Consider the following 24,899-nt stretch of genomic DNA (forward strand, 5'->3'; position numbering starts at 1 on the left):
TTAAATCAAAAAATTACATTGGTTGTCGCCGGGTATATCATATTTAAAAAATATTATATATTTAAACCATGCACCCGGCCAATATTTTTATAAAAAGACTGCCGTTATTAAGGTTATTACTGGCTGTTATTGCTGGTATTCTTTGCCAGTGGTATATGAAGACAAATGTGTTCCTGCTGTTTTGTATTGGTTGCTGTGGGGCAATTTTACTGCTGGTATATTCCATTTTACCGCGCTTCCTGAAATATAAGCTGTCCACTCTTCAGGGCGTCTTGATACTCTTGCTGTTTTTTATCACCGGTGCGGTTGCTGTATACATAAAAGACGTACGGAATGATGCCGTATTCTTTGGCAACTACAGCAACGAAGGTATTCCTATGCTTGTAAAACTTGAAGAACCCATTGTTACAAAAGAACGTTCCTACAAGGCGCTGGCCAGCGTAAAACTGGTAAAGCACGACCAAACCTGGAAAAGTACCACAGGAAATATCCTGCTCTATTTTAAAAAAGACAGCGCCGCTACAAAACTTACCTACGGCTCCAGGCTTATCATAACCAAACCTTTACAGCAAATAAAAAACAACGGCAACCCGGGCGCATTTCACTACAGCCGTTACTGCCTTTTTCATGGTATTACAGCGCAGGTTTATTTAAATGAAAATGATTATACGCTGGTTGCCAACACGGAGGAATACTGGCTGGATAGATATCGCTTTAAGCTAAGAGACGCAGCCATTGCTACATTGCAGGAATACATACCTGGCGTTGCCGCGCAGGGTGTGGCAGAGGCGCTGCTTATCGGTTACCGGGAAGATCTTGATAAAGACCTGGTACAGGCGTATAGCAATACGGGGGTTGTACATATCATTGCCATCAGTGGTTTACACCTTGGAATGATCTATGCACTGCTGGTATGGCTTTTCAAAAGATTCAGCAGGTTTCGCTTTGTGAAGTGGCTGCGCCCTGTAGTTATATTATTGGTGCTTTGGGCATTTACGCTGGTAGCCGGCGCGGCGCCGTCAATCATGCGATCGGCGGTGATGTTTTCATTTATTGTACTTGGCGAGACCATTGGCCGTAGAACAAACATGTATAACACACTGGCAGCATCCGCTTTCTGCATGCTCATCTCAGATCCTTTTATGCTTTGGGATGTAGGTTTCCTGCTTTCTTATGCAGCGGTAATAAGCATCATTACATTTCGCAAACCCATATACAACTGGCTGTTCTATCAAAATAAATTACTCAACGGTTTATGGGGCCTTACATCAGTTACCCTGTCGGCACAGGTATTAACCATTCCAATTGTGGTATTCTATTTTCACCAGTTTCCTAATTTTTTCCTGGTAACAAACTTTGTTGCAGTACCACTCTCCGGAATAATACTTTACGGCGAAATTTTGTTGCTGATTATAGCACCAATTATACCGCTGGCAAAATTCATTGGCTACCTCCTGGGCTATATGCTTACAGCCATGAACGGTTATATTGAGAATATTAATGCTTTACCCGTGGCAGTATGGAACAACCTGCAATTGTCTGTTACAGAAACCTGGCTGTTATATGGCGTATTCGTCTGCGTTGCAGCATGGCTGATGTTGAAAAGAAACAAAATGCTGATAGCAGCGTTATCATTTGCATGCGCCTATTCCATTATACTTTCTGCTGATTATATCAAAACAAACGGGCAACAAAAGCTGGTTGTTTACAATGTAAATAAACATACAGCTATCGATTTACTGCAGGGCGACAGCTTTCATTTTTCCGGGAGTGATGATCTGAGGCAGGACGGTTTTTTACGCAACTTTCATCTTAAACCAGCAAGGGTCTTGTACCGGGCCAATATACCCGGTAAACCGTTGATCACCGCCAACAGTATCTATACAATCCATCACAAAAAAGTGCTTTGGCTATCTTCAAACATTACGGCACACAGTACTGCGGCAAAAATACCTGTTGATATCCTGGTCATTTCTGCCAACCGAAAAATTGATATGAACCAGCTACAACAGGCATTTGATGCAAAGCTGATCATTTTCGACAGCAGCAACCCGCTGTGGAAAATACAACAATGGAAAAAAGATTGCGACAGCCTACATTTGCGCTTCCATTCAATACCCGGTAGCGGTGCCTTTGTAATGGATCTTTAGTTAATTTTTTTTATGGGCCCGGCTTTTGGAACACAGATGAGGCTTCGTTGCGTCGCACTCTTCTACACCTTGTTCAATAATGAGCTGAACGATGCAGTGAGTGACACAACAGGTGATGCCACCTGTACTATTGCCGGCAAACAAATTATCCTTCAATCTACGCGATATGCAAAAGAAAATTCAGTCTGCATTGATCTCTGTTTTTTACAAAGACGGTCTTGAACCACTGGTTAAAACATTAAGTAAATCAGGTGTAACCATTTACTCTACCGGCGGTACACAAAAATTTATTGAAGACCTTGGTATAAGCTGTGTTCCTGTCGAAAGCCTTACCACGTACCCTTCTATACTCGGAGGCCGCGTAAAAACATTGCATCCTGCAGTGTTTGGTGGCATTCTTGGCAGACGCAATGTAGAGCAGGATTTAAACGAAATGAAAGCGTACAACATACCGGAAATTGACCTGGTAATAGTTGACCTCTACCCTTTTGAAGAAACACTGCGTACCACCAGTGAAGAAAAACTGATCATTGAAAAAATTGATATCGGCGGGCCGTCAATGATTCGCGCAGCGGCTAAAAATTTCAGGGATCTTGTAGTGGTTGCAGCAAAAGACGATTATGCCGGTCTTGTAGAACTACTGGAAAGTCAGCAGGGTGAAACCAGCCTGGAACAGCGTAAAGCTTTTGCTGCAAAAGCATTTGAGGTGGTAATGAATTATGATATTGCCATCAACAATTATTTCAATGGCACCATCTTAAAACCTCTGGGGCATAAACAGTCTATGCGTTATGGTGAAAACCCACACCAGCAAGCATCTTTCTATGGCGATCTTACTGAGGTGTTTACCCAACTAAACGGGAAAGAACTTTCTTACAACAACCTTGTTGATGTTGATGCTGCTGTGCAACTCATACAGGAATTTACAGATACCACTTTCGCAATCATCAAACATACCAGTGTGTGCGGCGTAGCTGCAAGAGCTACCGTAAAAGAAAGCTGGGATGCTGCACTTGCCGGCGATCCTGAAAGTGCATTTGGCGGTGTACTTGTTTGCAACGGTGCTATTGATAAAGCAACTGCTGAAGCAATCAATGAAATATTCTTTGAAGTATTGATTGCGCCTTCTTTCGATGAGGATGCACTTGCCATTTTAAAAAGCAAGAAGAACAGGATTTTGCTGGTATTAAAAAATGATAGTGCAAAACTTACCATGCAGTTCAAATCTGTACTAAACGGTACGCTGGTGCAGAGCACAGATGAAGGAAATTATACAGAATGGAAAGAAGTTGGCGGCAGGCAAACAACGGCAGCAGAAAAAGACGACCTTACTTTTGCAAACATTGTTTGCAAACATCTCAAAAGCAATGCCATTGCGTTGATCAGGAACAAACAGCTTGTAGGCAAGGGCTGCGGGCAAACAAGCCGCGTAGATTCTTTACGCCAGAGCATTACAAAAGCCAAACAATTCAATTTTGATCTGCAGGGCGCTGTACTGGCCAGCGATGCATTCTTTCCGTTTAACGATTGTGTGCAAATTGCACATGCAGAAGGCATAGAAGCTTTTATACAGCCTGGTGGTTCTGTGCGCGACAAAGACAGCATTGAATATTGTGTACAGCATAACCTTGCCATGGTTATGACCGGCATGCGGCATTTTAAACATTAAGCAGGTAAAACTAATTGCAAACAAGCATAAAAAATAAAGCCTATCTCTCCCTTACCGCAACCAGTATAATATGGGGCACCACGTGGGTTGCCAGCAGAATTGGTGTAGAAGATGTTCCGGGTTTACAGGTATCATACCTGCGCCAGTTTCTTGCCGGTTGTATACTACTTACTTTCTACTTTATTAAAGGAGAAAAACTACCAACATGGCCACAGTTCAGGTGGCTCTTTGTGCTATCCATCTTCATGTTTGTATTGGCAAATGGTTTTAGTACCTGGAGCGTAAAATATATACCCAGCGGGCTGGCATCACTCATCAGTGCGCTTGCGCCCATTTTTGTGGTGCTGATCGACCTGGTATTTTTCAGGCAATTCAAAAATTCAGGCCTCACTTATGTTGGTCTTTTTATCGGCTTTGCGGGTGTAGGATTGGTGTTTTATGAAAACGCTTTTCACCAGCAACCGGAAGGATATTTTCTCGGTGTTATTTACGGCCTTATTGCCATGCTTGCATGGAGTATTGGCACCATCTTTTTAACACGCAATAAATACAACGTAAACCCATACTATGCCATGGGCTGGCAAATGTTTCTCAGCTCATTTATGATATTTGCTCTTGCAAAAGTTACCGGCAATGATATACCCGTTAGTGAAGTGCCTTTAAAAACCTGGGGCGCTATTGCCTACCTTATTATTGCGGGTTCCGTATTTGCCTTCGCCGCATTTATTTACTCCATCAAACATTTACCTGTTGCTATTGCTTCTTTATACGCTTACATCAATCCTATCGTAGCGATGATCTGCGGCACCCTTATACTAGATGAACCTTTTACATTAAACCTTCTTTTAGGAGCGGTGGTAACTTTAGTGGGCGTGTACCTTGTTAATTACAGTGTAAAAAAAGTATAGCAAATTTTTATATACCCGGCATTGGTAACACAGATTAAGCTGTTGTTGCGTCGCACTCTTGTACTGTATAACATTATGGAGCATCGATGGTGCATATCCGGGAGGTTAGCATTATTGATCGCCGCAAATACTTTTTACAAAATCAGCGTACATGTTTCTCCATGGCAACCATTCCTGCTGCGTTGTAATAAAGTGGTTATGAAAAATGGTAATAAGCAACCCGTTTACTTTTTTAACAATAGCGGCGTATTGCTGTAACTCTTCCGCAGCCTGCGTTGCCGTAAGATGCTGTTCAAAAAAAGAGTTTGCTTCCATGTAACAGAAGGGAAATATTTCCAGGGTCGTTGGCTGCTCCTTTGAAAGATCGTACCAAAAAAAAGAAGATGCTACAGAAGCCCTGAAACCATTAATGCTGCCATAACCCATAGAGTAATCTTTTGTTATGCCATTTGATAAAAGTCGGCGATAGGTTTCCGGCAAATTCATTCTTATATAATGCTGCCGGCTTACAGTAACATTTTTACCGCATATATTTTCCAATATGCTTATCTCCTCCTTTAAAATATTTTCATCATCGCCACTTTGCCAGGATGGATGAATGCCGGTTGTATATTTTTCATAATGTTCCTTTATCAGCAACTGCATGGCAGTATTGTGTGGCGATAAGTTCTTATCGTATAAACCCCGTTTTTCTGCTACAAGAAAAAAATAGACAGGCTTTGGCTGGCATTGCCTGTGCAATGCGTGCAGCCAGTCAAAAGTATTGAACGGATCCTTTTTAACCCTTGCCAGAACAGTTGCACGTGCAAGCCATTGAGAGGGTTTTTTGCGCGTGTCGTTTACAAAACCAAGCAGGCTTTTCCACCATGGATGATGATGGTACTGGTAAGCAATATCAATATCGTAAGTGGGTAAAAAAGTAAATTGGTTTTTATAATGATGGAATGATGTAAATTTTTCTTCCAATAGTTGTTGCAGTTGCTGAATCCAGAGATTGATTAAAGGTTGCTGCAGGAAATTCTCTTTATATGCAAGGCTGTTTGTGTGTGCATACCGGCCATACATGTCTTTTTCATGCGGCATATATTCTTCGTAGCGGGAAAGCAGGTAAAATGATGCGGCAAAAACATCGAAAGGTATATCGCCACCTGTTTTAAAAAAAGCTGTAAGATTATTCCAGACAAAGCAGTCTGTCTTTTGTGGTGTAATGCTTCGTTCGAATAGCAATGAGTGTGGCTGCACATGTAGTTCATTTGCATGAAGGGCAGCAGAAGAATAGTTGATCCTGACTGTGTTGGTACCCGTAAAAAAAGCTTCATCGCTTGTAATAACAAAATCTGCATTGATCTGTTTGCCCAAAAAATCAAGGATGTAAGAAAGCCTTGCACTTGTTTGCTGACAGTAAAAAAGTATGCGCATGTAGAACACGTGTTCAATAAAGATATGCAGTACAAGTGAGTGACACAACAGGTGCCGGATAGTAGCAATACTGCCGCCTTACAAAAAGATTTATTGGCTCTCCTGCTCTTTCCACATTTCGTTGAAAGTTTTTGCGCTGAAATTAAGGTTGCTTCTATGCGTAGTCCAGCCCTTGAATACCTTGTTTACCACCCAGTTTTTTACATTGCCATTACCCATATTCATCATTTTGCGGTTAAGGCTTGCCTGTTTCCAGACGCGCCAAGCAATGCGTTCGGACAAAGAGCTATCGCCCTCGGCAACTGCTTCGTGCCTGTTTTCCAACAGCAGCTCGTGCAGGTTGATCTTTACGGCACAAACTTCTGTACAGTTACCACACAGCGAAGAGGCGTAACTAAGGTGTTTGTATTGCTCAATGCCTTTGAGGTGGGGCGTAATTACACTGCCAATAGGGCCACTGTACGTGGTTTCGTAAGCATGACCGCCAATATTTTTATAAACAGGGCAGGCATTTAAACAGGCGCCGCAACGTATGCAATACAATGCTTCTCTTGTTTTGGCGTTCATGAGCAGGTTGGTGCGACCGTTATCGAGTAAAATAACATACATTTCTTCCGGCCCGTCCGTTTCACCCGGCTGTTTAGGGCCGGTAACAATTGTATTGTAAACAGTAACACGCTGGCCGGTGCCATAAGTTGCAAGCAGTGGCCAGAACAAAGCGAGATCGTTAATGGAAGGGATTACCTTTTCTATACCTACAACAACAATATGTGTTTTTGGAAATGCGCAGCTTAACCTTGCGTTGCCTTCATTTTCTGTAACAGCTATGCCGCCTACATCTGCAAGAATAAAATTTGCACCGGTTACACCAACCTCTGCCTGTACGTACTTTTCGCGCAGTTTTTGTCTTGCGACGATCGTGAGCTGCTCAGGCGTAAGGTTTGGTTGAACGCCTAATTTTTCAGCAAATAATTTTGCTACATCTTCCTTGCTTTTATGCATGGCCGGTGTAACAATATGATAAGGAGGCTCACCGTCTAACTGTTGAATATATTCGCCAAGATCTGTTTCCACACTTTCGATGCCCAAAGATTCGAGGTGATGGTTAAGATGAATTTCTTCTGTAACCATACTCTTACTTTTTACAAGGGTTTTACATTTTTTGCGGCGGCAAATGGCTTCAATCTCCCGGAGAGCTTCTGCTGCATCTTCGGCCCAAATTACTTTTGCACCCCTTGCTGTTATTTTATTTTCAAATTCTTCCAGGTAAGTATCGAGATTTTCGATAGCGCGCCATTTGGCATTTTTTGCACGTTCCCTGGCTACAGCAACATCAGCAAACTGTTGTTTACCTACCGGCACCACTGCATTGTATTTACCAATATTGAAATTGATCTTGCGGCGGTGATCCATGTCGGCCGCTTTGATCGTGCTTTTTGCTATAAAGGATGATGCTGTTTCTATCATTTGCGGTATGCTGATTGTTTAAAATTTCAACCTTTCGGCTGGTCTTTTTCTGCTTAAAGCCTATTGCCCGCCATTGTTCAGATGGGCGGCAGTTGCGGCAAGTGTGTCATAGAACTCTTGCCCATATTTGCGTATGATGGATTCTTTAAGGAAAAGATATACCGGCACTTTTAGCTGCTTACCCAATTTACATGCTGCAGCGCACAGATCTTCCCGTGGCTCATAATTTACATATTCGAGATCGGAGTCTTGCTTACTTTTCTTAATGCGAATGGGGAAGAGGTGACAACTGATTGGTTTCTTCCAACCTAGTTTGCCATCGTTATAAGCCTGCTCTATGGCACATTTTAAAATTCCTTTTGCATCGCGGTAGCCGTATGCACACATTTCTCCTTTTATGGTTGGCGTAACCCAGCCAAATGAAGTATCGTATGTGTATTTGCCATATTTGTTGATTACAGCTTTTCCTTCGCTGGTAAGATAGGGCTCTATAATATGATAATTGTTTATCAGCTCATCCAGTTCATCATGCTCCAGTGGCGCGCCTGCGTCTCCGTCTTCGCAGCAACCGCCTTTGCACCTGGAGAGATCGCAAACAAACTGCTCTTCTATTACCTCGTCGCTGATAAGTTTATTGTCTATTGCTATCATTGTACACTAACCCAAAAAGGGCATTTTATAACTACGAAGATACACTTTGGTGGATTAAGTTTGGAAACAGTAAGCAAGGGTTTTCGCCCGATGAATTTATTGAGCGCTATACAGCCGGAACGCTGCAGATGCCATGAAAAAAGAACGTACAAGTGAGTGACACAACAGGCGATGCCACAAAGGACCGTTGCCGGTTACACAGTGTTTTATCTTGTCCACTTAAAAGTGTTGATGATATGCATAAGATCCTGCACGAGGAAGGCATTTACGGGTTTTAAAGAATCCTGGTTGGGTGTTGTATCGAAATACAATGCGCCACGCAGGAAATGCCTGGTGGAGTCTGTGAGAAAAAACTGGTTGGCTGTGGCAACATCGCCACTTACCCTGAAATATGTACCGTGAATATTATTATCTGTTGCAATAAGTGAATCGTTGATGGCGCTGGCTTTTACTGACTGCTTGTTGGTAAGGTTGTAGGAATCGTTTAATAGTTTGTCGAGCCTGTTTGCACCTATTTGTTTATAACTTACATATACGCGGCCGTTGAACTGCGGAAAATCGATATTAATCCACCACGGGTTTTCAGGCGTGTCTCCAAAGAAGCTGCTGTCTCTTTCAATTTTTGCGTACACAGGATATTCGAACGTGTAGGGAAAACCCGGCTCATTAAAAACCTGGTAAGCCTTCTCCGGAAAATCGATTTTGAAAAAACCACGCGGTTTGGGAACATAGGGGCTGTTGCACGCGAACAATGCACACGCAGACAACAAGATGCTTAAAAAAAATTTTACCGATGAAAAGAATTTCACAGACGATTATTTATGGGTTCTCAGCTTTGATGTTGATCGTTATCCTTATTTTCTGTAAACGGTTTCTTGCGATTTCAAGTACGGTAAAATCAAAATCGCCGGAACTGATGGTTTGGTTGATTTCAGGAATTTCGCCGGCTATCTCCAATACGAGACCAGCGAGGGAATCACTTTCTCCTTTTACGCCGTTGAATGTATCGATAGGCAATTGCATAAACCGGCACACGTCACTGATAGGTGTGCGGCCTTCGAACAAATAATTGTAATCATCGAGCTTTTTAAAGCCTGTTTCTTCTTCATCAAATTCGTCTTTTATTTCACCGATTACTTCTTCCAGAATATCTTCTAAAGTTACAATTCCGCTGGTGCCACCAAACTCATCTACCACTACAGCAAAATGGACACGTTTTTCCTGGAACTCCTGCAGCAGATCATCTATCAATTTGTTCTCGTGTACAAAAAAGGGCTGCCGCATCAGGAAATGCCAGTCGAAATCATCATCGTGGTCGAGATATGGTAAAACATCTTTTGTATTTACAATGCCTACAACTTCATCCATGTTTGATTTGTAAACAGGGAGCCTGCTGTAATGCAACTCTTCTATCTTCTTTACAAGATCCTTAAAGGAAGTATGGTGATCAATACCGTTTACATCGAGCCTTGTACGCATGATCTGTTTAACAAAAATGTTACTAAACTTGGCAATACCTTTCAGGATGTCTTTTTCTTTGGTGGTATTTTCATCGTTACCCGGAGTGGTGGTATCAATAGCATCGTAAATTTCCTCCATACGCTTTGCTCTTCCGGCGTTTCGGGAAAACTTTTTTTCTACACTTTCAAAATGCCGGATATACCACGCACCGGGTCTTTTAAAAAGGTAAAATACACCTTCGATGATGATGCCAAAATCCTTTGCATAACGGATGTTGTTTTGACGGGCAAGTATTTTAGGCATGATCTCGCAAAACAAAACAAGTATCAATGCCACCACCAGAACCTTTATGGCAAATTCTACCCACTGGTATTCAACTTTTGTAAGATCATCCAGCAAAATATTCAGAATAAGTATGATGCCAATATTGGAAAGACTATTGGCCAAAACCAATGACGCATATAATTCTTTAGGGTGTTCAAGCAAATCGATTACCCTGCTGTAAGCTGGCTGCTGCTTGGTCTTAAGCAGGTTAATGTCTTTATTGCCCAGCGAAAAAAATGCAATTTCTGCACCTGAAACGACAAAAGAGAAAAACAGCAATGCCAACAACAGAATGATTAATACAGTGGTGCTTTGCGGATCGATTGAAGCAAGGTATACAGGCTGCAAAAAAACATTGATGAAGAGGTATTCTGCGGCAGTTTCCAAATGATTCGATTTTGGTTACAAAACTAAATTATAATGGCACGCCATTATCAGCGTGCCAATATTAAGCAATATTATTAAAACGTATTCTCTAAAAAGGCAAACCTTCTGCAGGTTCATCACCCAATGGCGGCATATCTCCACCGGGAAACTGCTCGCCTCCGTCTGCCGGTGCCGAGGGGTGATATCCGCTGCCGCCCTCGTTGCGTTTATCAAGCATTATCAGGTTATCACCAACAATTTCCGTTGCAAATTTTTTGTTGCCTTCTCTGTCATCCCAGCTGCGGGTGCGAAGCCTGCCTTCTACATAGATGAGGCTGCCTTTATGCAAATATTTCTGTGCAAGTTCTGCCAGCCCTCTCCATAAAACTACTGTATGCCATTCTGTTTGTGAAATAAGCTTGCCTGCTCTGTCTTTGTAAGTTTCTGTTGTAGCTAATGGAAATTTGGCAACAGCAATGTTTCCCTCCAGGTACTGAACATCGGGGTCTTTACCAAGGTTGCCGATCAACATGACTCTATTTACTCCTCTCATACGACTTATTTTTTAATCGCCGGTAAAAAATATAACCCTTTATCACTTTAAAATTATAAAAAAACCTGCTAACCAAATAAGTTAAAGTGCTAAAAAAGAGATGCCTGTATATTTTTATTTTGCAAATGCTGGTTTATAAACCCCGGGAAAGGCAGGTTTTTCATTTGCTCTGTTGTTACCCACCTGTCATTTGCCCCGCTTAAAACCTGTGGTACTTCTGCAAGATTTATGCTAATAAAATAACCTTTGATTGTTTGATGGGTAAGTTGTTGTGGTAATGCCGTAATTACGGTAACGTTACTAAATTGTTTTATGCCCAACCGCGTTGCCAGCAATGTTTCAACCTTGTCATCTGTCCATGAAGGTGCTGCATCCGACTCCACAAGATAAAATTCAAAAAGATTTTGCCAGATGTCTTTAGCCGTTCTTTTGTGTATAAACGTAGTATCATTTGCATGAAAAATAAAATATGAAAACCATCGCAGTTTTTTTTGTAGCGTCTTTTCTTTTACAGGCAAATTACTTACGGTGGCATTTTTAAAAGCAGCACAAATAGAATTGAGGTGGCACGAACTACACAATGGCAGGGCCGGCTTGCAAACAGTTGCACCAAAGTCCATAATTGCCTGGTTGTAAATTCCGGGCTGTTCCCGGTCAAGCAGCTGTTCGGCAAGTTCCTTAAACTGTTTTTTGCCGGCTGTACTGTCAATTGGCGTATCAATCCCAAAAACCCTCGCCAATATTCTAAAAACGTTCCCATCAATTACGGCATAAGGAAGATTAAAGCAGAATGATGCAATGGCAGATGCCGTGTACGGTCCAATACCTTTTAGTTGTACAATCTCCTCATAGCTGGCCGGGAATACACCATTATATTTTTCTGCTACAGTCCGTGCAGTAAACAACAGGTTTTTACAGCGTGAGTAGTAGCCAAGTCCTTCCCATAATTTGAAAACAGCTTCATCGCTGGCTTTTGCAAGTGCTTTAATGTCTTTGTATTGTTTTACAAACTTTTCATAGTATGCCCATCCCTGTTCCACACGGGTTTGTTGCAATATCACTTCACTCAGCCATACCTTATAAGGGTCCTTTTCCCCTTTCCATGGCATCGGCCTGTTATTTAATGCTTTGTTCCATTCCAGCAAAAACTGCGTAAATTTTTTCCCGTTCATATATCAATATTTGCTAATCACCATGTTATGTGTCAAAATAAAACAGTATTTTAGATATTATTGGCCCGGCTTAGGTTCTTTGGTCATCGCCTGTTGCGTCGCACTCTTGTACTGTAAAGCATTTGGCAGCAATGCGCGACCATCTTACAATTAAGAAACCGGCATTCAACACAAAAATGATATTTTACCCCCTTTTTGGTAGATTGCAGCATTCTTTTAATAGGGAATAAAATTTTTGTAATACAGAAAAGGCAGTAACCTTCAAAAACCGCTTTTTTGCGAAAGCTCCCTGCAAGCTATTGTTTATCAGTGGCAAACAATTGAAGGAAAAAGAAATTTATTTTCAGTTCATAAAGTTTTGTTATACTTTAGTTTTACGATTGCTTAAAATTAACACACAACCTGTATGAGAAAATCAGACCTCATCAACAACATTTCTGAAAAAACAGGCATTCCCAAAGTTGACGTGCTTGTTACAGTAGAATCCCTTATCAAGGAGATAAAAGAAAACATTTCCAGGGGAGAAAACATCTACATCCGTGGATTTGGAAGTTTTATTACAAAAAAGCGTGCTGCAAAAATTGGTCGCAACATCAAGAAAAATGTCGCGGTTCATATTCCCGAGCATCACATCCCCGCATTCAAACCCTCAAAAGAATTTGTAAATGAAGTAAAGCAAATGAAGATTCCGCAATAGATTTGCGTAATCAATTTGTAATTCGTGAATAAACAACAAATCTTTCTTTCAGCCGGTGGACTCGTTTTACTGGTTTTATTGTATTTTTTTGGTAATACTATTCCACCGGTCTCTACCGAAAAACAGGCTTCTACTCCACAAAAAGCTGCTTCCGGGGCATCGGCAGACGTGTTGGCTTCAGCCAGGCATGATCTTACCACAGACCAGTCAGAGAAAATAACCCAATTGGAGAATAGTGTTGTACGGGGTAATGTAAAAGAGCAACAAATAGGCGTGTACAACCAGCTTGCGCGCTACTGGCAGGATTCTGTTGGCAGGCCTTATATTGGTGTTTATTACCTTGGAGAAGCAGCAAAGTTGGAAAATTCGGAAAAAAGCCTCAATTTCGCAGCCCGTTTGATGTTTAACCAGGTAATGGCAGGTGGAGATCCTTCAGCTGTAACCTGGGTGGCAAAGAACGCTAAAGTTCTTTATGAAAAGGTTTTGCAGCTCAATCCATCAGATGATTCTGCAAAGATTGAATTAGGTGCATGTTATCTTTTTGGCGGCATTTCTGAGATGCCCATGGAAGGTATCGGGAAAATCAAAGAAGTGCTAACCAGGGATTCAAGCAATATGTATGCAGAATTAATGCTTGGCCTGGCAGACATAAAAAGTCAGCAGTACGATAAAGCCATTGTGCGGCTCGAAAGGGTTGCGAAGTACGAACCACATAACATACAAGCCTTGTTCAACCTTGCAGAAACCTACGAGCGCAAGGGCGATAAAGCAAATGCTGTAAAATGGTACAGGCTGGTGCAAAACCATGTAGAAATTCCCGCAGCAAAGCAGGAAATTGAAGAAAGGATCAATTCATTGAAATAAAAAATCATTATTTAACCTCAAAAATTATTGGACTATGCCTTGTGGCAAAAAAAGAAAACGTCATAAAATCGCTACGCACAAACGCAAAAAGAGACTTAGAAAAAATCGCCATAAAAAGAAGAATAAGTAATTATACTTCATATAAGTAAATTTCAATGCCGGTAGCAGTGATTGTTGCCGGCATTGACCGCTTACACGAACTGCCATACCTTCCCCAGCAACTTTTTACCTTTCCTTTCCTTACATGCTGGCAGCACGGTGTTTTGTTGGAAGAACTTCGAACTCTGCCGGGCCTTAGCTACTATGAGCCCGGTTAAAAAAGTTGCATTTGTGAATAAAGAACTAATTATTAACGCAGCACCAACCGGTGTTGAAATCGCCCTGCTCGAAAATAAAAAGCTGGTAGAACTGCACCACGAAAAAGCAGACGCCAGTTTCGCAGTGGGCGATCTATATCTTGGAAAAGTAAAAAAACTTATTCCAGGATTGAATGCCGCATTTGTGGATGTTGGCTTCGAGAAGGATGCATTCCTTCATTATACAGACCTAAGTCCGTATGCCCGATCGCTCCTGAAATTTACCCAGCAATGCATTGGCGATAAATCTGAACAAATATTTGATTTTTCCAAATTCCAGGCCGAACCTGAAATTATAAAAACCGGGAAAATAAATGAAGTACTAAACGGCAAGCCGGATATTCTTGTACAGATTTTAAAAGAACCCATTGCAGCAAAAGGACCAAGACTAAGTTGCGAAATATCGTTGCCGGGAAGATTTGTAGTTATTACCCCCTTCAATGATATTGTAGCAGTTTCTAAAAAAATTCATTCCGGTGAGGAGCGCAAAAGACTACAAAAGATAGTAGATGCAATAAAACCGAAAAATTTTGGTGTAATTGTGCGTACCGCAGCGGAGGGAAAAAGTACTTCGGAGCTACATGAGGATCTTCTTAATCTTGTCGAAACCTGGAAAGCGATTCAAAGAAATTTAAAGAGTAATACTGCACCTGCCAAAATTTTAAGCGAGCAGGACAAAACAACCTCTATTCTACGCGATTTGCTGAGCGAAGATTTTAACCGCGTTGTTATCAACGATAAAAATATCTACAACGATACCCTTTCTTACGTAAACAAAATAGCACCCGATAAGCAGAATATCGTATCTCATTACCATAATGGCATCCCGATTTTTGATCAATACGGTATTACCAAACAGGTAAAATCGTCTTTCGGTAAAACCGTAAACCTGCCCAGTGGCGCATACCTGATTATTGAGCATACAGAAGCATTGCATGTAGTAGACGTAAACAGTGGTTATAAAAGCGTAAGCAATAACCAGGAAGAAAATGCACTGGAAACAAATCTTGAAGCGGCGGAAGAGATTGCAAGACAGCTAAGACTGCGAGATATTGGTGGCATTATCGTTGTTGATTTTATCGATATGAAATTGCCTGACAACAAAAGAAAGCTGCAGGAAGCCATGGAAAACTTTATGCGCAGCGACAGGGCAAAACATGCTGTATTAGCCATATCAAAGTTTGGACTGATGCAGATAACCAGGCAGCGCATGAGGCCTGAAGTAAACATTAACACTTCGGAAATATGCCCGAGTTGCAATGGCACCGGTAAAGTAACCAGCACACTTTTACTGGAAGACGAAATTGAAAAAAGACTGCTCTACCTGTTAACACACCAGCACAGCAACCTGACGATTTATGTGCACCCGATCGTACATTCTCACCTAACCAAAGGCTGGTGGTTCTCGATTGCCAATAAATGGAAACGTAAATGCAAGTGTAAGATATCCGTAAAGCCAAACTCGGACTACTACCTGACAGAATTCCACTTTTTCGATTCAAATGATGAAGAAATAAAATTTTAGTGCTACAGATACTCATGCAAAAAGCATCGCCGGCGGCGATGCTTTTTGCATGATATATTCCCCTTATTCATTCCTGCTCCGATCTTCGCTCTTGCCCCACATAGATTCAGGCGTTGAAGAGTGCGACGCAACAAAAGCCCCCTGCTTTGTTGCTGCCTGGCCCACAAAAAAACATACTGAACAAAAAGAGATTGTATTTTATAAACCAATTGAATAATTTTATATGGACTGATCTTGCATATTTTATATTCTAACCTTGACACCATTATGAATGAAAACCAAAAAAGATGTTTTGTTGTAATGGGCTTTGGCACCAAAACAGACTTTGCCACGGGCAGAAAGCTCGACCTTAATAAATCTTACCGTCTTTTAATAAAACCTGTAATAGAGGAAAAAGGTCTGGTATGCATACGCGCAGATGAGATCATGCACAGTGGCGCTATTGATGTGCCGATGTACATGGAACTATTAAGGGCAGATGTGGTAATTGCAGATATCTCTACTGCCAACCCGAATGCTTTGTATGAGCTTGGCGTAAGGCATGCGCTGCGGCCGCGGACAACGATCGTTATTTCTGAAAATAAAATGCCTTACCCCTTCGACCTGAATCACATAAAAATAACCAGCTATGCCCACCTTGGCGATGCAATAGATTATGAAGAAGTCGAACGCTTCAGGAAAGTATTGAAAGAAACTTTGGATGATGTTTTAAATGCTGACCAGCCTGACAGTCCGGTATATACCTTTCTACAGCTTATTCCACCATCGCTTAAGGAACAGATAGAGCAGGCAGTGCATGAAAGGTCGCACCAGGCTACCGTAACAGACGATGCTGCTGATGCATCGCAAACGCTTGCCGTTATTACTGACCAGGCGGAAGATGCGCTTGCAATCAATGACTTTGTTACCGCAAAAACACTGTTCCAGTCTGCTATGCTTATCGGCCGACCTGAAAACGACAATAATAAAGCTGCACCCAATCCATATCTTGTGCACCGGCTGGCATTGGCAACATACAAAGCCAAACTACCTGATGAAGTAACCGCTTTAAAAAATGCATTGAAACTTCTGGACGAAATTGATCTTACACATACCAACGATACAGAAACCGTGGCATTAGCTGGTGCCATAGAAAAGAGGCTTTACGAAAATGGCGGCGGAGAAGAACACCTTAGCAACGGCATATTGTTTTACCAGCGTGGTTATTACCTGTTGCATAACCGTTATCACGCCATAAACCTTGCTTTTATGCTTGATTACCGGGCGCAGTCTTCGCTTTGCAAAACAAAAGATGAACGTATTGCAGACATGGTAAATGCCAGGCGCATCCGCGAAGATGTTTTGGTATTATGTAATAAAGACCAGTCAGAAATTATTGCCCGCCAGCAAAGCGCAAAAATGCAGGAAGGCCTGCAAAAAAGTGATGCATATTCTATAAGCCAGCACAAGACAGATACCGAACAAATGTTTTGGATTTTGATCAACAAAGCCGAGGCGTATTTTGGTTTAGGTAATTTACCGGCTTATGAAACAGCCGTAAAAGAAGCTGCAGAAATTGAACATGAAAAATGGATGATGGATTCACTAAAAGAGCAAATCAACAAACTCTCAAAAATTCAACAAATGCAGCAAATGCTTGCGGGCAATGTATTACAGCCTGTAACGGCATAACATTGGCGAACACATAATTCTATTTTTCATTTATGGTATTTTAATTTATTTAAGCCGCTTATGGAGCGGTTTTTGTTTTTTCGGCAGAACATACAATAGTACTGCAGACTATTCATTTGAGAGTAAGAAAAACTATTTGTGTAATCATAAAAACCCCCAAAGCGATGAAAATCCAATTATCCCCAAATGGCGGCACGCTTGTGTCTGCCCCCAAACTATGCGTACTGGCAATACTGTTTGCCGGCGCTTTTACAAGTTGTAAAAAAGAAGTTGTTTCCTCAGAAAATTATGCAGCAAATGCAGTTATGGCGGCCGAAACCAGCAGTAATGCCGTTGCAGCGCCTACCAACTTTGGCGCACTGCTGTCTGGCAACACAAGTATTGATGAGGAGATCACGGTATGCGAAAAACTTGGTGTTAAATATGTGCGCTATGCCATAAAGATCAAAGACTTTAATGGTACAGACAAGGGCTATGAAAAATGGGTAGATGCAGGGTACAAAGTATTATTGAATCTCAATTACGATAACGTTACAAGCACCAATGGTAAAAAGAAAGCTGTGCCTTTCCCTACAGATATGGTTGAATACAGAAAGTTACTCGAAAAAGTACTGGATAAATACCATCCTGAAATTGCTGTAATTGAAAATGAGCCAACAACAGATGCATTCCACACAGGACCCATCGAAAATTATATAACTGAGCTAAGAACTGCTGTTGACGTGTGTACCAAACGCGGTATTGCAGTGGCAGATGGTGGCCTGCACATGGATTATGTGGGCCAGGTAAAAACCGGATGGGGTTTACAGGGCAACGCGCTGGAAACAAAAAAGCTGATTGACGCTTACAAAACAATGAACCTTACTTATGTAAATACGCATGTAAAGTCTCCGTTCAATAATTCCGGTAAATACCCGTCAGGAGAGCTGGAAGGTGATGCAGATTACTTAAGAACTCAAACAGGCAAACCGGTAATCTGCAATGAGTATAACCAGCAAAGCACATCCACAACCCTTATGACAGGTACGGTTGGCGGGTTTGAAAACGGGCAGTTCAAATACGTTATCTGCCGCTCAGGAAGCGGTACAGACAAAGGCGAGGCACTTAACAATGGAACAACGCTTACGCCTTTAGGTAACGCTTACAGAGATGCAATAAAATAAGAAGAATATTATGAGCCGGACTTTAGTAGTACTATTAAGCACCTGTTGCGTCGCACTCTTGTACTGTATAACATTTTGGCAACAGCTCCGGGCACAATTTCATGCACTTTAAGTACCTGCATGAAGTCTTACAGGCTAACAGTTTTAAACTGATGTTATGAAACGATAAAGATCCTTTAGCACCAGTTAATACAAAACAGCAATGCATGCATTGCTGTTTTACTATGTTAATTGTAGTAGCCGTTCTGCAACAATGTTTGATGCCGGGTAAGCGAACAACATACAAAACGGTTTTTCGCTTTCATCTACGCGTTTGCCCAATAATGCTCAGGTGTTGAAGAGTGCGACGCAACAGCAGCCTCATACATGCACTATAGCCGGGTACATCATTATTCTTCCCGTTTTAAAAACTTCAGGTTTCGTTGTATGCCTTTATATTTTGAGCGCTTAAGTGGCGAATGTTTAAAAATAGTATTGAATGCGTCTTCGGAAAGGTGCTCCCACTCCTTTGTGGAAAGATTGAGTATTTCCGGTATAGGCGTAAACTCATTTTCCAGGGATGGTTTGCTGAATCGGTTCCAGGGACATACATCCTGGCATACATCGCACCCAAACATCCAGTTTTGAAACCTGCCCTCCATTTCGGCGGGTATCAGCAGGTCTTTCAATTCTATTGTAAAGTAGCTGATGCATTTGCTTCCGTCGACTACTTTCCCGGGCAAAATTGCATTCGTCGGACAGCTATCAAGGCAACGTGTGCAGGTGCCGCAATAATCGTTTGAAAAAGGATCGTCATACTCAAACGCCGCATCTACAATTAGTGTGGCGATGAAAAAAAACGAACCGGAAGATTTTGTGATAAGGTTTCCATTCTTGCCTATCCAGCCAAGGCCGGTGCGTTGTGCCCAGCTTCTCTCCAGTACGGGGGCCGAGTCTACGAAACCCCTGCCATTTATTGCTCCTATTTGGCTGTTAAGTTCAGCCAGGAGTAACCTGAGTTTCTCCCTTATTACCTCATGGTAGTCTTTACCGTATGCATACTTTGCAATTTTTGGGGCATCGGTTTGCTGCTGCGCCGCAGGATAATAATTCAGCATCAGCGTGATGACACTTTTTGCCTCCGGCACCAATAACCGCGGGTCTATTCTTTTATCAAAATGATTTTCCATATACTTCATGGAACCATTCATACGTTTATTAAGCCATGTTTCGAGCCTGCGTGCATCGTCATCGAGCTTTACAGCCGCTGCAACGCCACAGAAATCGAAACCCAGCTTTTTAGCGGCTTTTTTCAATATAGCTGTATTGGTATTCAAGGCTATAGAAACATTTTTTGCTAAGTAAGGACTATTTATTTATTTGCATTAATAACTCTAAAATTAACCTTAAAAGAACGAAACATGCGCTCGTTATTTTTCCTTGTGCTTGCATCCCTTCTGGCTACAATTTCAACCGCCCAGTCAAAACAAAAAAAATTTAAGTATGGCGATATAACAGCCAAAGATTTTGAAACAGCGGTTTATAGCATAGATTCTTCTGCCGATGCCGTTTATTTATTTGACGTAGGAAATTCGTTTTACCAGGAAGACAACAATGCTTCCTTTAATGTGGTCTACCAGAAACACGCCAGGATACGGCTATTGAAAAAAAGTTCTTTTGATCTTGCGACCCTCGAACTTTCGTTGCATAAATATGGCCTGAACGAAGAAAAACTACAGGACCTTGACGCAGCAACATATAACATAGAAAATGGTAAGGTCGTTGTAACCAAACTAGACAAAAACTCACTATTTAAAGATAAAAATGGCAGCAATACCACAGTCAAATTTACCTTTCCGAATATAAAAGAAGGTTCAATCATCGAATACAATTACCAGATAAATACACCATCTCCGTTTTATGTGAATGGCTGGAACTTCCAGGGTAACTTCCCAAGACTATGGTCGCAGTATACCGTGGCAATACCGGAGTATTACGACTTTGTCATGATCAACCAGGGATACCTGCCATATGCAAAAGATACCGTATCTATGTACAAACGCACCTTTCATCTTGCAGACCGCAGTGGTGCCGAAGCTGCCAGAACAGGCAGCATTGAAGGGAATGTATTGGAGCATACCTGGGCCATCGAGAACGTTCCTGTTTTGAAAAAAGAAAGCTATACCACAACCTTGGATAATCATATAGCCAAGATGGAATTCCAGCTTTCAGCACTCCGCTACCCTAACCGGGGAATAGAACCATATATGTCGAACTGGATCGATTTTGCAAAAGACCTGATGAAAGACGAGGATTTTGCTGAAGTGCTAAATCATGATAATAACTGGCTTAACGACGAAATAAAACCCATTACAGCAAGCATTTCCGAAGATGAAAACAAAGCCAAAAAGATATATGAATATGTACAAAACAACTACAGCTGTACAGATAACTATGCGCTTTTCTTATCACAGCCATTGAAAAAAACTGCCCAGCTAAAAAAGGGCAATGTTGCTGATATCAATATTCTTTTGGCGGCCATGCTTAAAAATGCCGGCTTTGAAGTTCACCCTGTTTTGTTAAGCACAAGAGAGCATGGTTATGCGTCTGAAACGTACCCGATAATGTCGAAGTTTAACTATGTTGTAGTGCAGGCAACAAAAAATGGTAAGCAATATATCCTGGATGCATCAGATCCCTACACTGGTTTTAATAACCTTCCGGAAGAGTGTTACAATGGCACGGGAAGGGTTATAGCAGAAGTACCGTTACTTGTAAACTTATCTCCTGATTCACTGACAGAATCGAAGGTTACCACTGTCTTCATGATCAATGACAACGATAAAATTGCAGGCTCTTTTTCAACATTGCTCGGCAATTTTGAATCACGCGGAATAAGAAAAAAGCTGAAGGCGACTTCAGAAGAAGCGTTCTTTAAAGATATTAAGAAGGCATACCCGATGGATATAGAAATGGCTAACGCAAAAGTAGATTCGCTGAAAATGGCTGAGTACCCGCTTACAATTAAGTATGATATAAAATTCAATACGGGAGATGAAGACATCCTGTACTTCAATCCTATGCTTGCTGAAGCTTATACAGAAAATCCATTTAAGGCTGCTGAACGTTCTTATCCTGTTGAAATGTCTTCGTGCCAGAACGAAACCTATATATTAAACATGGAAATACCCAAAGGCTATGTAGTGGAAGAAATGCCAAAATCTGCGCGGGTAATGTTGAATGAAGATGAAGGTATGTTTGAATACATTATCGGGAAAACAGGTGATCGTATTCAACTGCGGTGCAAAACGGTAATTAAAAAAGCAACCTTTTTACCCGAAGACTACGCAACCCTGAGAGACTTCTTTGCATTTATTGTAAAAAAACAGGCTGAACAAATTGTACTTAAGAAACAATAAACATCCATATTGTGAAAAGAATTTTTTATTGTCTCGCCGTTTGCATGCCCTTATTGTGTAAAGCGCAATCTTACAATTCTTTGTTGATTGCAGATTCTTTGACAAAAAATGCGAATGTGGTATGCAGGTATAAAGAATTGCGCGTTGAAATTAAAGACCCGGGAAAGGCGCGAATATATCGGAAACATGCCTACACGATCTTAAATGAGGCGGGAGACCGTTACTCATTTTTCTATACGCATTATGACAAGTTCAATGATATCAATGACATTGATGGCTCGTTATTCGATGCCGCCGGTAAACAACTCAAAAACGTAAAAAAGAAAGATATAGAAGACCTCAGTGGTAATGATGACATAAGCCTGATGGTTGATACAAGGTATAAAGCGCATAGCTTTTATTATCGCAACTACCCTTACACCGTTGAATACGAAGAATCAAAAACAATTGACGGAGTATTCGACCTGCCGGACTGGTATCCTCAACAAAGCAATACAATGAGTGTACAATACAGTAAGCTGGTAGTAGTAACACCTAAAAACCTGGACATAAGATTCAAACAATTTAATTTCACAGGCAAGCCAATAATAACTGAAGAAAAGGATACTAAAGTATATACGTGGGAAATTAAAAACATACCAGCAAAAGTATCTGAGGTTTTACAACCTGCATGGCGGGAAATTTTGCCAATGGTAATACTGGCACCAACAAGTTTTGAAATACAGGGGTATAAAGGCGAAATGTCTTCATGGGAAAACTTTGGCATGTTTATAAACAGCCTTTTGAAAGATAAAAGTGCACTGCCGGACCCGGTAAAGCAAAAAGTACATGCACTGACTGACGGCATAAATGATCCTAAAGAAAAGGTAAAAACGCTATACAATTTTTTGCAACAAAATACAAGGTATATCAGTGTACAGCTTGGTATTGGCGGCTGGCAACCTTTTGACGCTAACTATGTATTTACAAAACGATACGGCGATTGTAAAGCATTATCAAACTATATGGTTGCACTTCTTAGAGAAGCTGGTATAAAAGCAAATTATGTACTAATTCGGGCGGGTGATGATGAAGACGATATTCTTACGGATTTTCCTTCTAACCAGTTTAACCATGCAACTGTTTGTGTGCCCATGGAAAAAGATACTATGTGGCTGGAATGCACTAGCCAAACAGTCGCACCCGGGTACCAGGGAGATTTTACAGGGAACCGCCATGCATTATTGATCGATGAAAAAGGCGGACATATTGTACAAACCAAATACTATAAAGCAGAAGACAACCTTCAACTAAGAAATATAACTTCTGCTATTGATGAAACAGGAAAATTAACAGCTACTATAAAAACCTATTATACCTGCCTGCAGCAGGACGATTTGCATAATAAGATTAACTATTTATCGAGAGATAAAATTCTTGAATCGCTGAAAAAGGATATAGACCTGCCTGACTATGATATCGTAGATTTTAAGTACGAAGAAAAGAAACTGGAAAAAGCTGCGTTGAATGAAGACTTGAAGCTTGTTGCAAACAGCTACGCTTCTGTTTCGGGAAAGCGCATGTTTGTAATGCCAAACATTCTTAGTAAAAACAATTACAAACTAAAGACAGAAGAGCAGCGCCGCTACGAAATAGAATACACTTCATCGTTTACAGACAGAGATACCATCTCCATAAAAATACCTGCCGGTTACAATATTGAATCAATGCCAAAGGATGTTAGCATCAACAACAAGTTTGGCAGCTACGAAATCCATTTCAAATTTGAAGCAGACATGATTACCTGTACACGTAACTATACACGCAGTGAGGGTCGTTTTCCGGCTGCAGATTACGGTGAGCTCGTAAAATTTTACGACTATATGTACAAGGCAGACCGCAGTAAAATTGTATTTGTGAAAAAAGAAGGATAACAGTCAACCTGCTGCAATTCGCCTACAGCCCTGCCTTTGCGGGGCTGTGGTTTTTTACGCCATTGGCAAAACGAAACGCTGCAGCCGCCATAAAAAAGGAACCCTGAAGTGAGTGACACAACAGGCGATGCCACCACATTCAACTGCCGGTATCATAACATTTCCCGGTCATTATTTTTTAGCAGTTGCGTGGCTATACATCCGGGCCGTATCGCTTATTTTTGCCGCTCAATTATTTCAGACATGAGTAAAGTAAAAGTGGGTCTTGTACAAATGAGCTGCAGTGCAGATAAACAGGCTAACCTCGACAAAGCAATTGCAAAGGTGCGTGAAGCGGCTGCGAAAGGCGCGCAGATCATTTGCCTGCAGGAACTGTTTACATCTTTATATTTCTGTGACGTGGAAGATTACGACAACTTTAAACTGGCAGAACCTGTTCCGGGCCCTTCTACCGATGCGTTGAGTAAAGTGGCGGGAGAACTGGGCGTTGTAATCATCGCTTCTTTATTTGAAAAAAGAGCGCAGGGTATTTACCACAATACCACTGCCGTACTGGATGCAGATGGCAGTTATCTCGGCAAATACCGTAAAATGCACATACCGGACGATCCGGCTTACTACGAAAAATTTTATTTTACGCCGGGCGACCTTGGTTACAAAATTTTTAAAACAAAATTTGCCACTTTTGGTGTGCTTATCTGCTGGGATCAATGGTACCCCGAAGCAGCGAGAATTACTGCACTTATGGGCGCAGAAATTCTCTTCTACCCTACTGCCATTGGCTGGGCCACAGCGCAGGATGAGGCTACCAATACAGAGCAATACAATGCATGGCAAACCATACAACGCAGCCACTCCGTGGCAAACGGCGTGCATGTGGTTAGCGTAAACCGTGTAGGTTTAGAGCAGCAAGGTGCCATGAAATTCTGGGGCGGTTCATTTATAAGCAATCCTTTTGGCAGCCTTATCTATAAAGCATCTCATGAAGAAGAAGTAGTGCATGTGGAAGAACTTGATCTTGGTAAAACAGACCGTTACAGAACACACTGGCCATTTATGAGAGACAGACGAATAGACTCTTACCAGCAAATCACCAAACGGTTTATAGACGAAGACAATTAAGGGCGAAACGCGGAAAGCCAAATACTGGAAAAACGCGCATCAGCCGCAGA

General features: G+C 41.5%; 19 protein-coding genes. 11 read left to right on the forward strand and 8 right to left on the reverse strand.

Annotated elements, in window-relative coordinates:
• Nucleotides 1-155: 155 nt before the first annotated feature.
• From I5907_RS00455 to I5907_RS00465, 3 genes are all read left to right on the forward strand, one after another.
• Nucleotides 156-2,150, forward strand: coding sequence for a ComEC/Rec2 family competence protein (locus tag I5907_RS00455; RefSeq protein WP_196988786.1), 1,995 nt, complete (start codon nt 156-158; stop codon nt 2,148-2,150).
• Between the two features lie 166 nt (nt 2,151-2,316).
• Nucleotides 2,317-3,819, forward strand: a complete 1,503-nt coding sequence (gene purH / locus I5907_RS00460) for a bifunctional phosphoribosylaminoimidazolecarboxamide formyltransferase/IMP cyclohydrolase (RefSeq protein WP_196988787.1) — start codon at nt 2,317-2,319, stop codon at nt 3,817-3,819.
• Between the two features lie 14 nt (nt 3,820-3,833).
• Nucleotides 3,834-4,727 carry a DMT family transporter gene (locus I5907_RS00465; RefSeq protein ID WP_196988788.1) on the forward strand — a complete coding sequence of 298 codons (894 nt, stop codon included), beginning with the start codon at nt 3,834-3,836 and terminating at the stop codon, nt 4,725-4,727.
• Nucleotides 4,728-4,838: 111 nt separating this feature from the next.
• On the opposite strand, the gene I5907_RS00470 is transcribed toward I5907_RS00465, so the two are convergent.
• The 7 genes from I5907_RS00470 to mutY form a co-directional block, all read right to left on the reverse strand.
• Entirely contained in the window at nt 4,839-6,146 is a 1,308-nt protein-coding gene (locus I5907_RS00470) for a polysaccharide deacetylase family protein (protein WP_196988789.1), read from the reverse strand.
• A 90-nt stretch (nt 6,147-6,236) separates the two neighbouring features.
• On the reverse strand, nt 6,237-7,613 hold the full coding sequence (locus I5907_RS00475) for a LutB/LldF family L-lactate oxidation iron-sulfur protein (protein WP_196988790.1): 1,377 nt from the start codon (nt 7,611-7,613) through the stop codon (nt 6,237-6,239).
• Between the two features lie 60 nt (nt 7,614-7,673).
• Nucleotides 7,674-8,264 carry a DUF3109 family protein gene (locus tag I5907_RS00480; protein WP_196988791.1) on the reverse strand — a complete coding sequence of 197 codons (591 nt, stop codon included), beginning with the start codon at nt 8,262-8,264 and terminating at the stop codon, nt 7,674-7,676.
• Nucleotides 8,265-8,470: 206 nt separating this feature from the next.
• Complete coding sequence (gene gldD, locus I5907_RS00485) at nt 8,471-9,073, reverse strand: gliding motility lipoprotein GldD (protein ID WP_346266760.1); 603 nt, start codon at nt 9,071-9,073, stop codon at nt 8,471-8,473.
• 10 nt (nt 9,074-9,083) lie between these two features.
• Complete coding sequence (gldE, locus tag I5907_RS00490; protein ID WP_196988792.1) at nt 9,084-10,436, reverse strand: gliding motility-associated protein GldE; 1,353 nt, start codon at nt 10,434-10,436, stop codon at nt 9,084-9,086.
• 88 nt (nt 10,437-10,524) lie between these two features.
• Nucleotides 10,525-10,968 carry a single-stranded DNA-binding protein gene (locus I5907_RS00495; protein ID WP_196988793.1) on the reverse strand — a complete coding sequence of 148 codons (444 nt, stop codon included), beginning with the start codon at nt 10,966-10,968 and terminating at the stop codon, nt 10,525-10,527.
• Between the two features lie 89 nt (nt 10,969-11,057).
• A complete protein-coding gene (gene mutY, locus I5907_RS00500) occupies nt 11,058-12,140 on the reverse strand; it encodes an A/G-specific adenine glycosylase (protein ID WP_196988794.1) in 1,083 nt (360 codons plus the stop codon).
• Nucleotides 12,141-12,546: 406 nt separating this feature from the next.
• Between mutY and I5907_RS00505 the strand changes: the two genes are divergently transcribed.
• The 5 genes from I5907_RS00505 to I5907_RS00525 all read left to right on the forward strand — a co-directional run bounded on the left by I5907_RS00505 (nt 12,547) and on the right by I5907_RS00525 (nt 18,416).
• Complete coding sequence (locus I5907_RS00505) at nt 12,547-12,837, forward strand: HU family DNA-binding protein (protein WP_196988795.1); 291 nt, start codon at nt 12,547-12,549, stop codon at nt 12,835-12,837.
• Nucleotides 12,838-12,861: 24 nt separating this feature from the next.
• Nucleotides 12,862-13,701, forward strand: a complete 840-nt coding sequence (locus I5907_RS21880; RefSeq protein ID WP_196988796.1) for a tetratricopeptide repeat protein — start codon at nt 12,862-12,864, stop codon at nt 13,699-13,701.
• Nucleotides 13,702-14,031: 330 nt separating this feature from the next.
• Complete coding sequence (locus I5907_RS00515) at nt 14,032-15,582, forward strand: Rne/Rng family ribonuclease (protein ID WP_196988797.1); 1,551 nt, start codon at nt 14,032-14,034, stop codon at nt 15,580-15,582.
• A gap of 267 nt (nt 15,583-15,849) precedes the next feature.
• Complete coding sequence (locus I5907_RS00520) at nt 15,850-17,253, forward strand: tetratricopeptide repeat-containing protein (protein ID WP_196988798.1); 1,404 nt, start codon at nt 15,850-15,852, stop codon at nt 17,251-17,253.
• 164 nt (nt 17,254-17,417) lie between these two features.
• Nucleotides 17,418-18,416 carry a hypothetical protein gene (locus I5907_RS00525; protein ID WP_196988799.1) on the forward strand — a complete coding sequence of 333 codons (999 nt, stop codon included), beginning with the start codon at nt 17,418-17,420 and terminating at the stop codon, nt 18,414-18,416.
• A gap of 389 nt (nt 18,417-18,805) precedes the next feature.
• Here the strand turns inward: I5907_RS00525 and queG are convergent, their stop codons facing one another.
• Nucleotides 18,806-19,732 (reverse strand): tRNA epoxyqueuosine(34) reductase QueG, encoded by a 927-nt coding sequence (queG, locus tag I5907_RS00530; protein WP_231401921.1) that lies wholly within the window; start codon nt 19,730-19,732, stop codon nt 18,806-18,808.
• Nucleotides 19,733-19,816: 84 nt separating this feature from the next.
• Here queG and I5907_RS00535 point away from each other — a divergent pair, with 84 nt between their 5' ends.
• The 3 genes from I5907_RS00535 to I5907_RS00545 all read left to right on the forward strand — a co-directional run bounded on the left by I5907_RS00535 (nt 19,817) and on the right by I5907_RS00545 (nt 24,849).
• Nucleotides 19,817-21,814, forward strand: a complete 1,998-nt coding sequence (locus I5907_RS00535; RefSeq protein ID WP_196988800.1) for a transglutaminase family protein — start codon at nt 19,817-19,819, stop codon at nt 21,812-21,814.
• A gap of 11 nt (nt 21,815-21,825) precedes the next feature.
• Nucleotides 21,826-23,727 carry a DUF3858 domain-containing protein gene (locus I5907_RS00540; RefSeq protein ID WP_196988801.1) on the forward strand — a complete coding sequence of 634 codons (1,902 nt, stop codon included), beginning with the start codon at nt 21,826-21,828 and terminating at the stop codon, nt 23,725-23,727.
• 108 nt (nt 23,728-23,835) lie between these two features.
• The gene (locus tag I5907_RS00545; RefSeq protein ID WP_346266761.1) at nt 23,836-24,849 is read left to right on the forward strand and encodes a carbon-nitrogen hydrolase; all 1,014 of its coding nucleotides are present in this window, start codon (nt 23,836-23,838) and stop codon (nt 24,847-24,849) included.
• Nucleotides 24,850-24,899 lie beyond the last annotated feature (50 nt).

It is taken from the genome of Panacibacter microcysteis (genome assembly GCF_015831355.1).
Taxonomy (GTDB): Bacteria; Bacteroidota; Bacteroidia; order Chitinophagales; family Chitinophagaceae; genus Panacibacter; species Panacibacter microcysteis.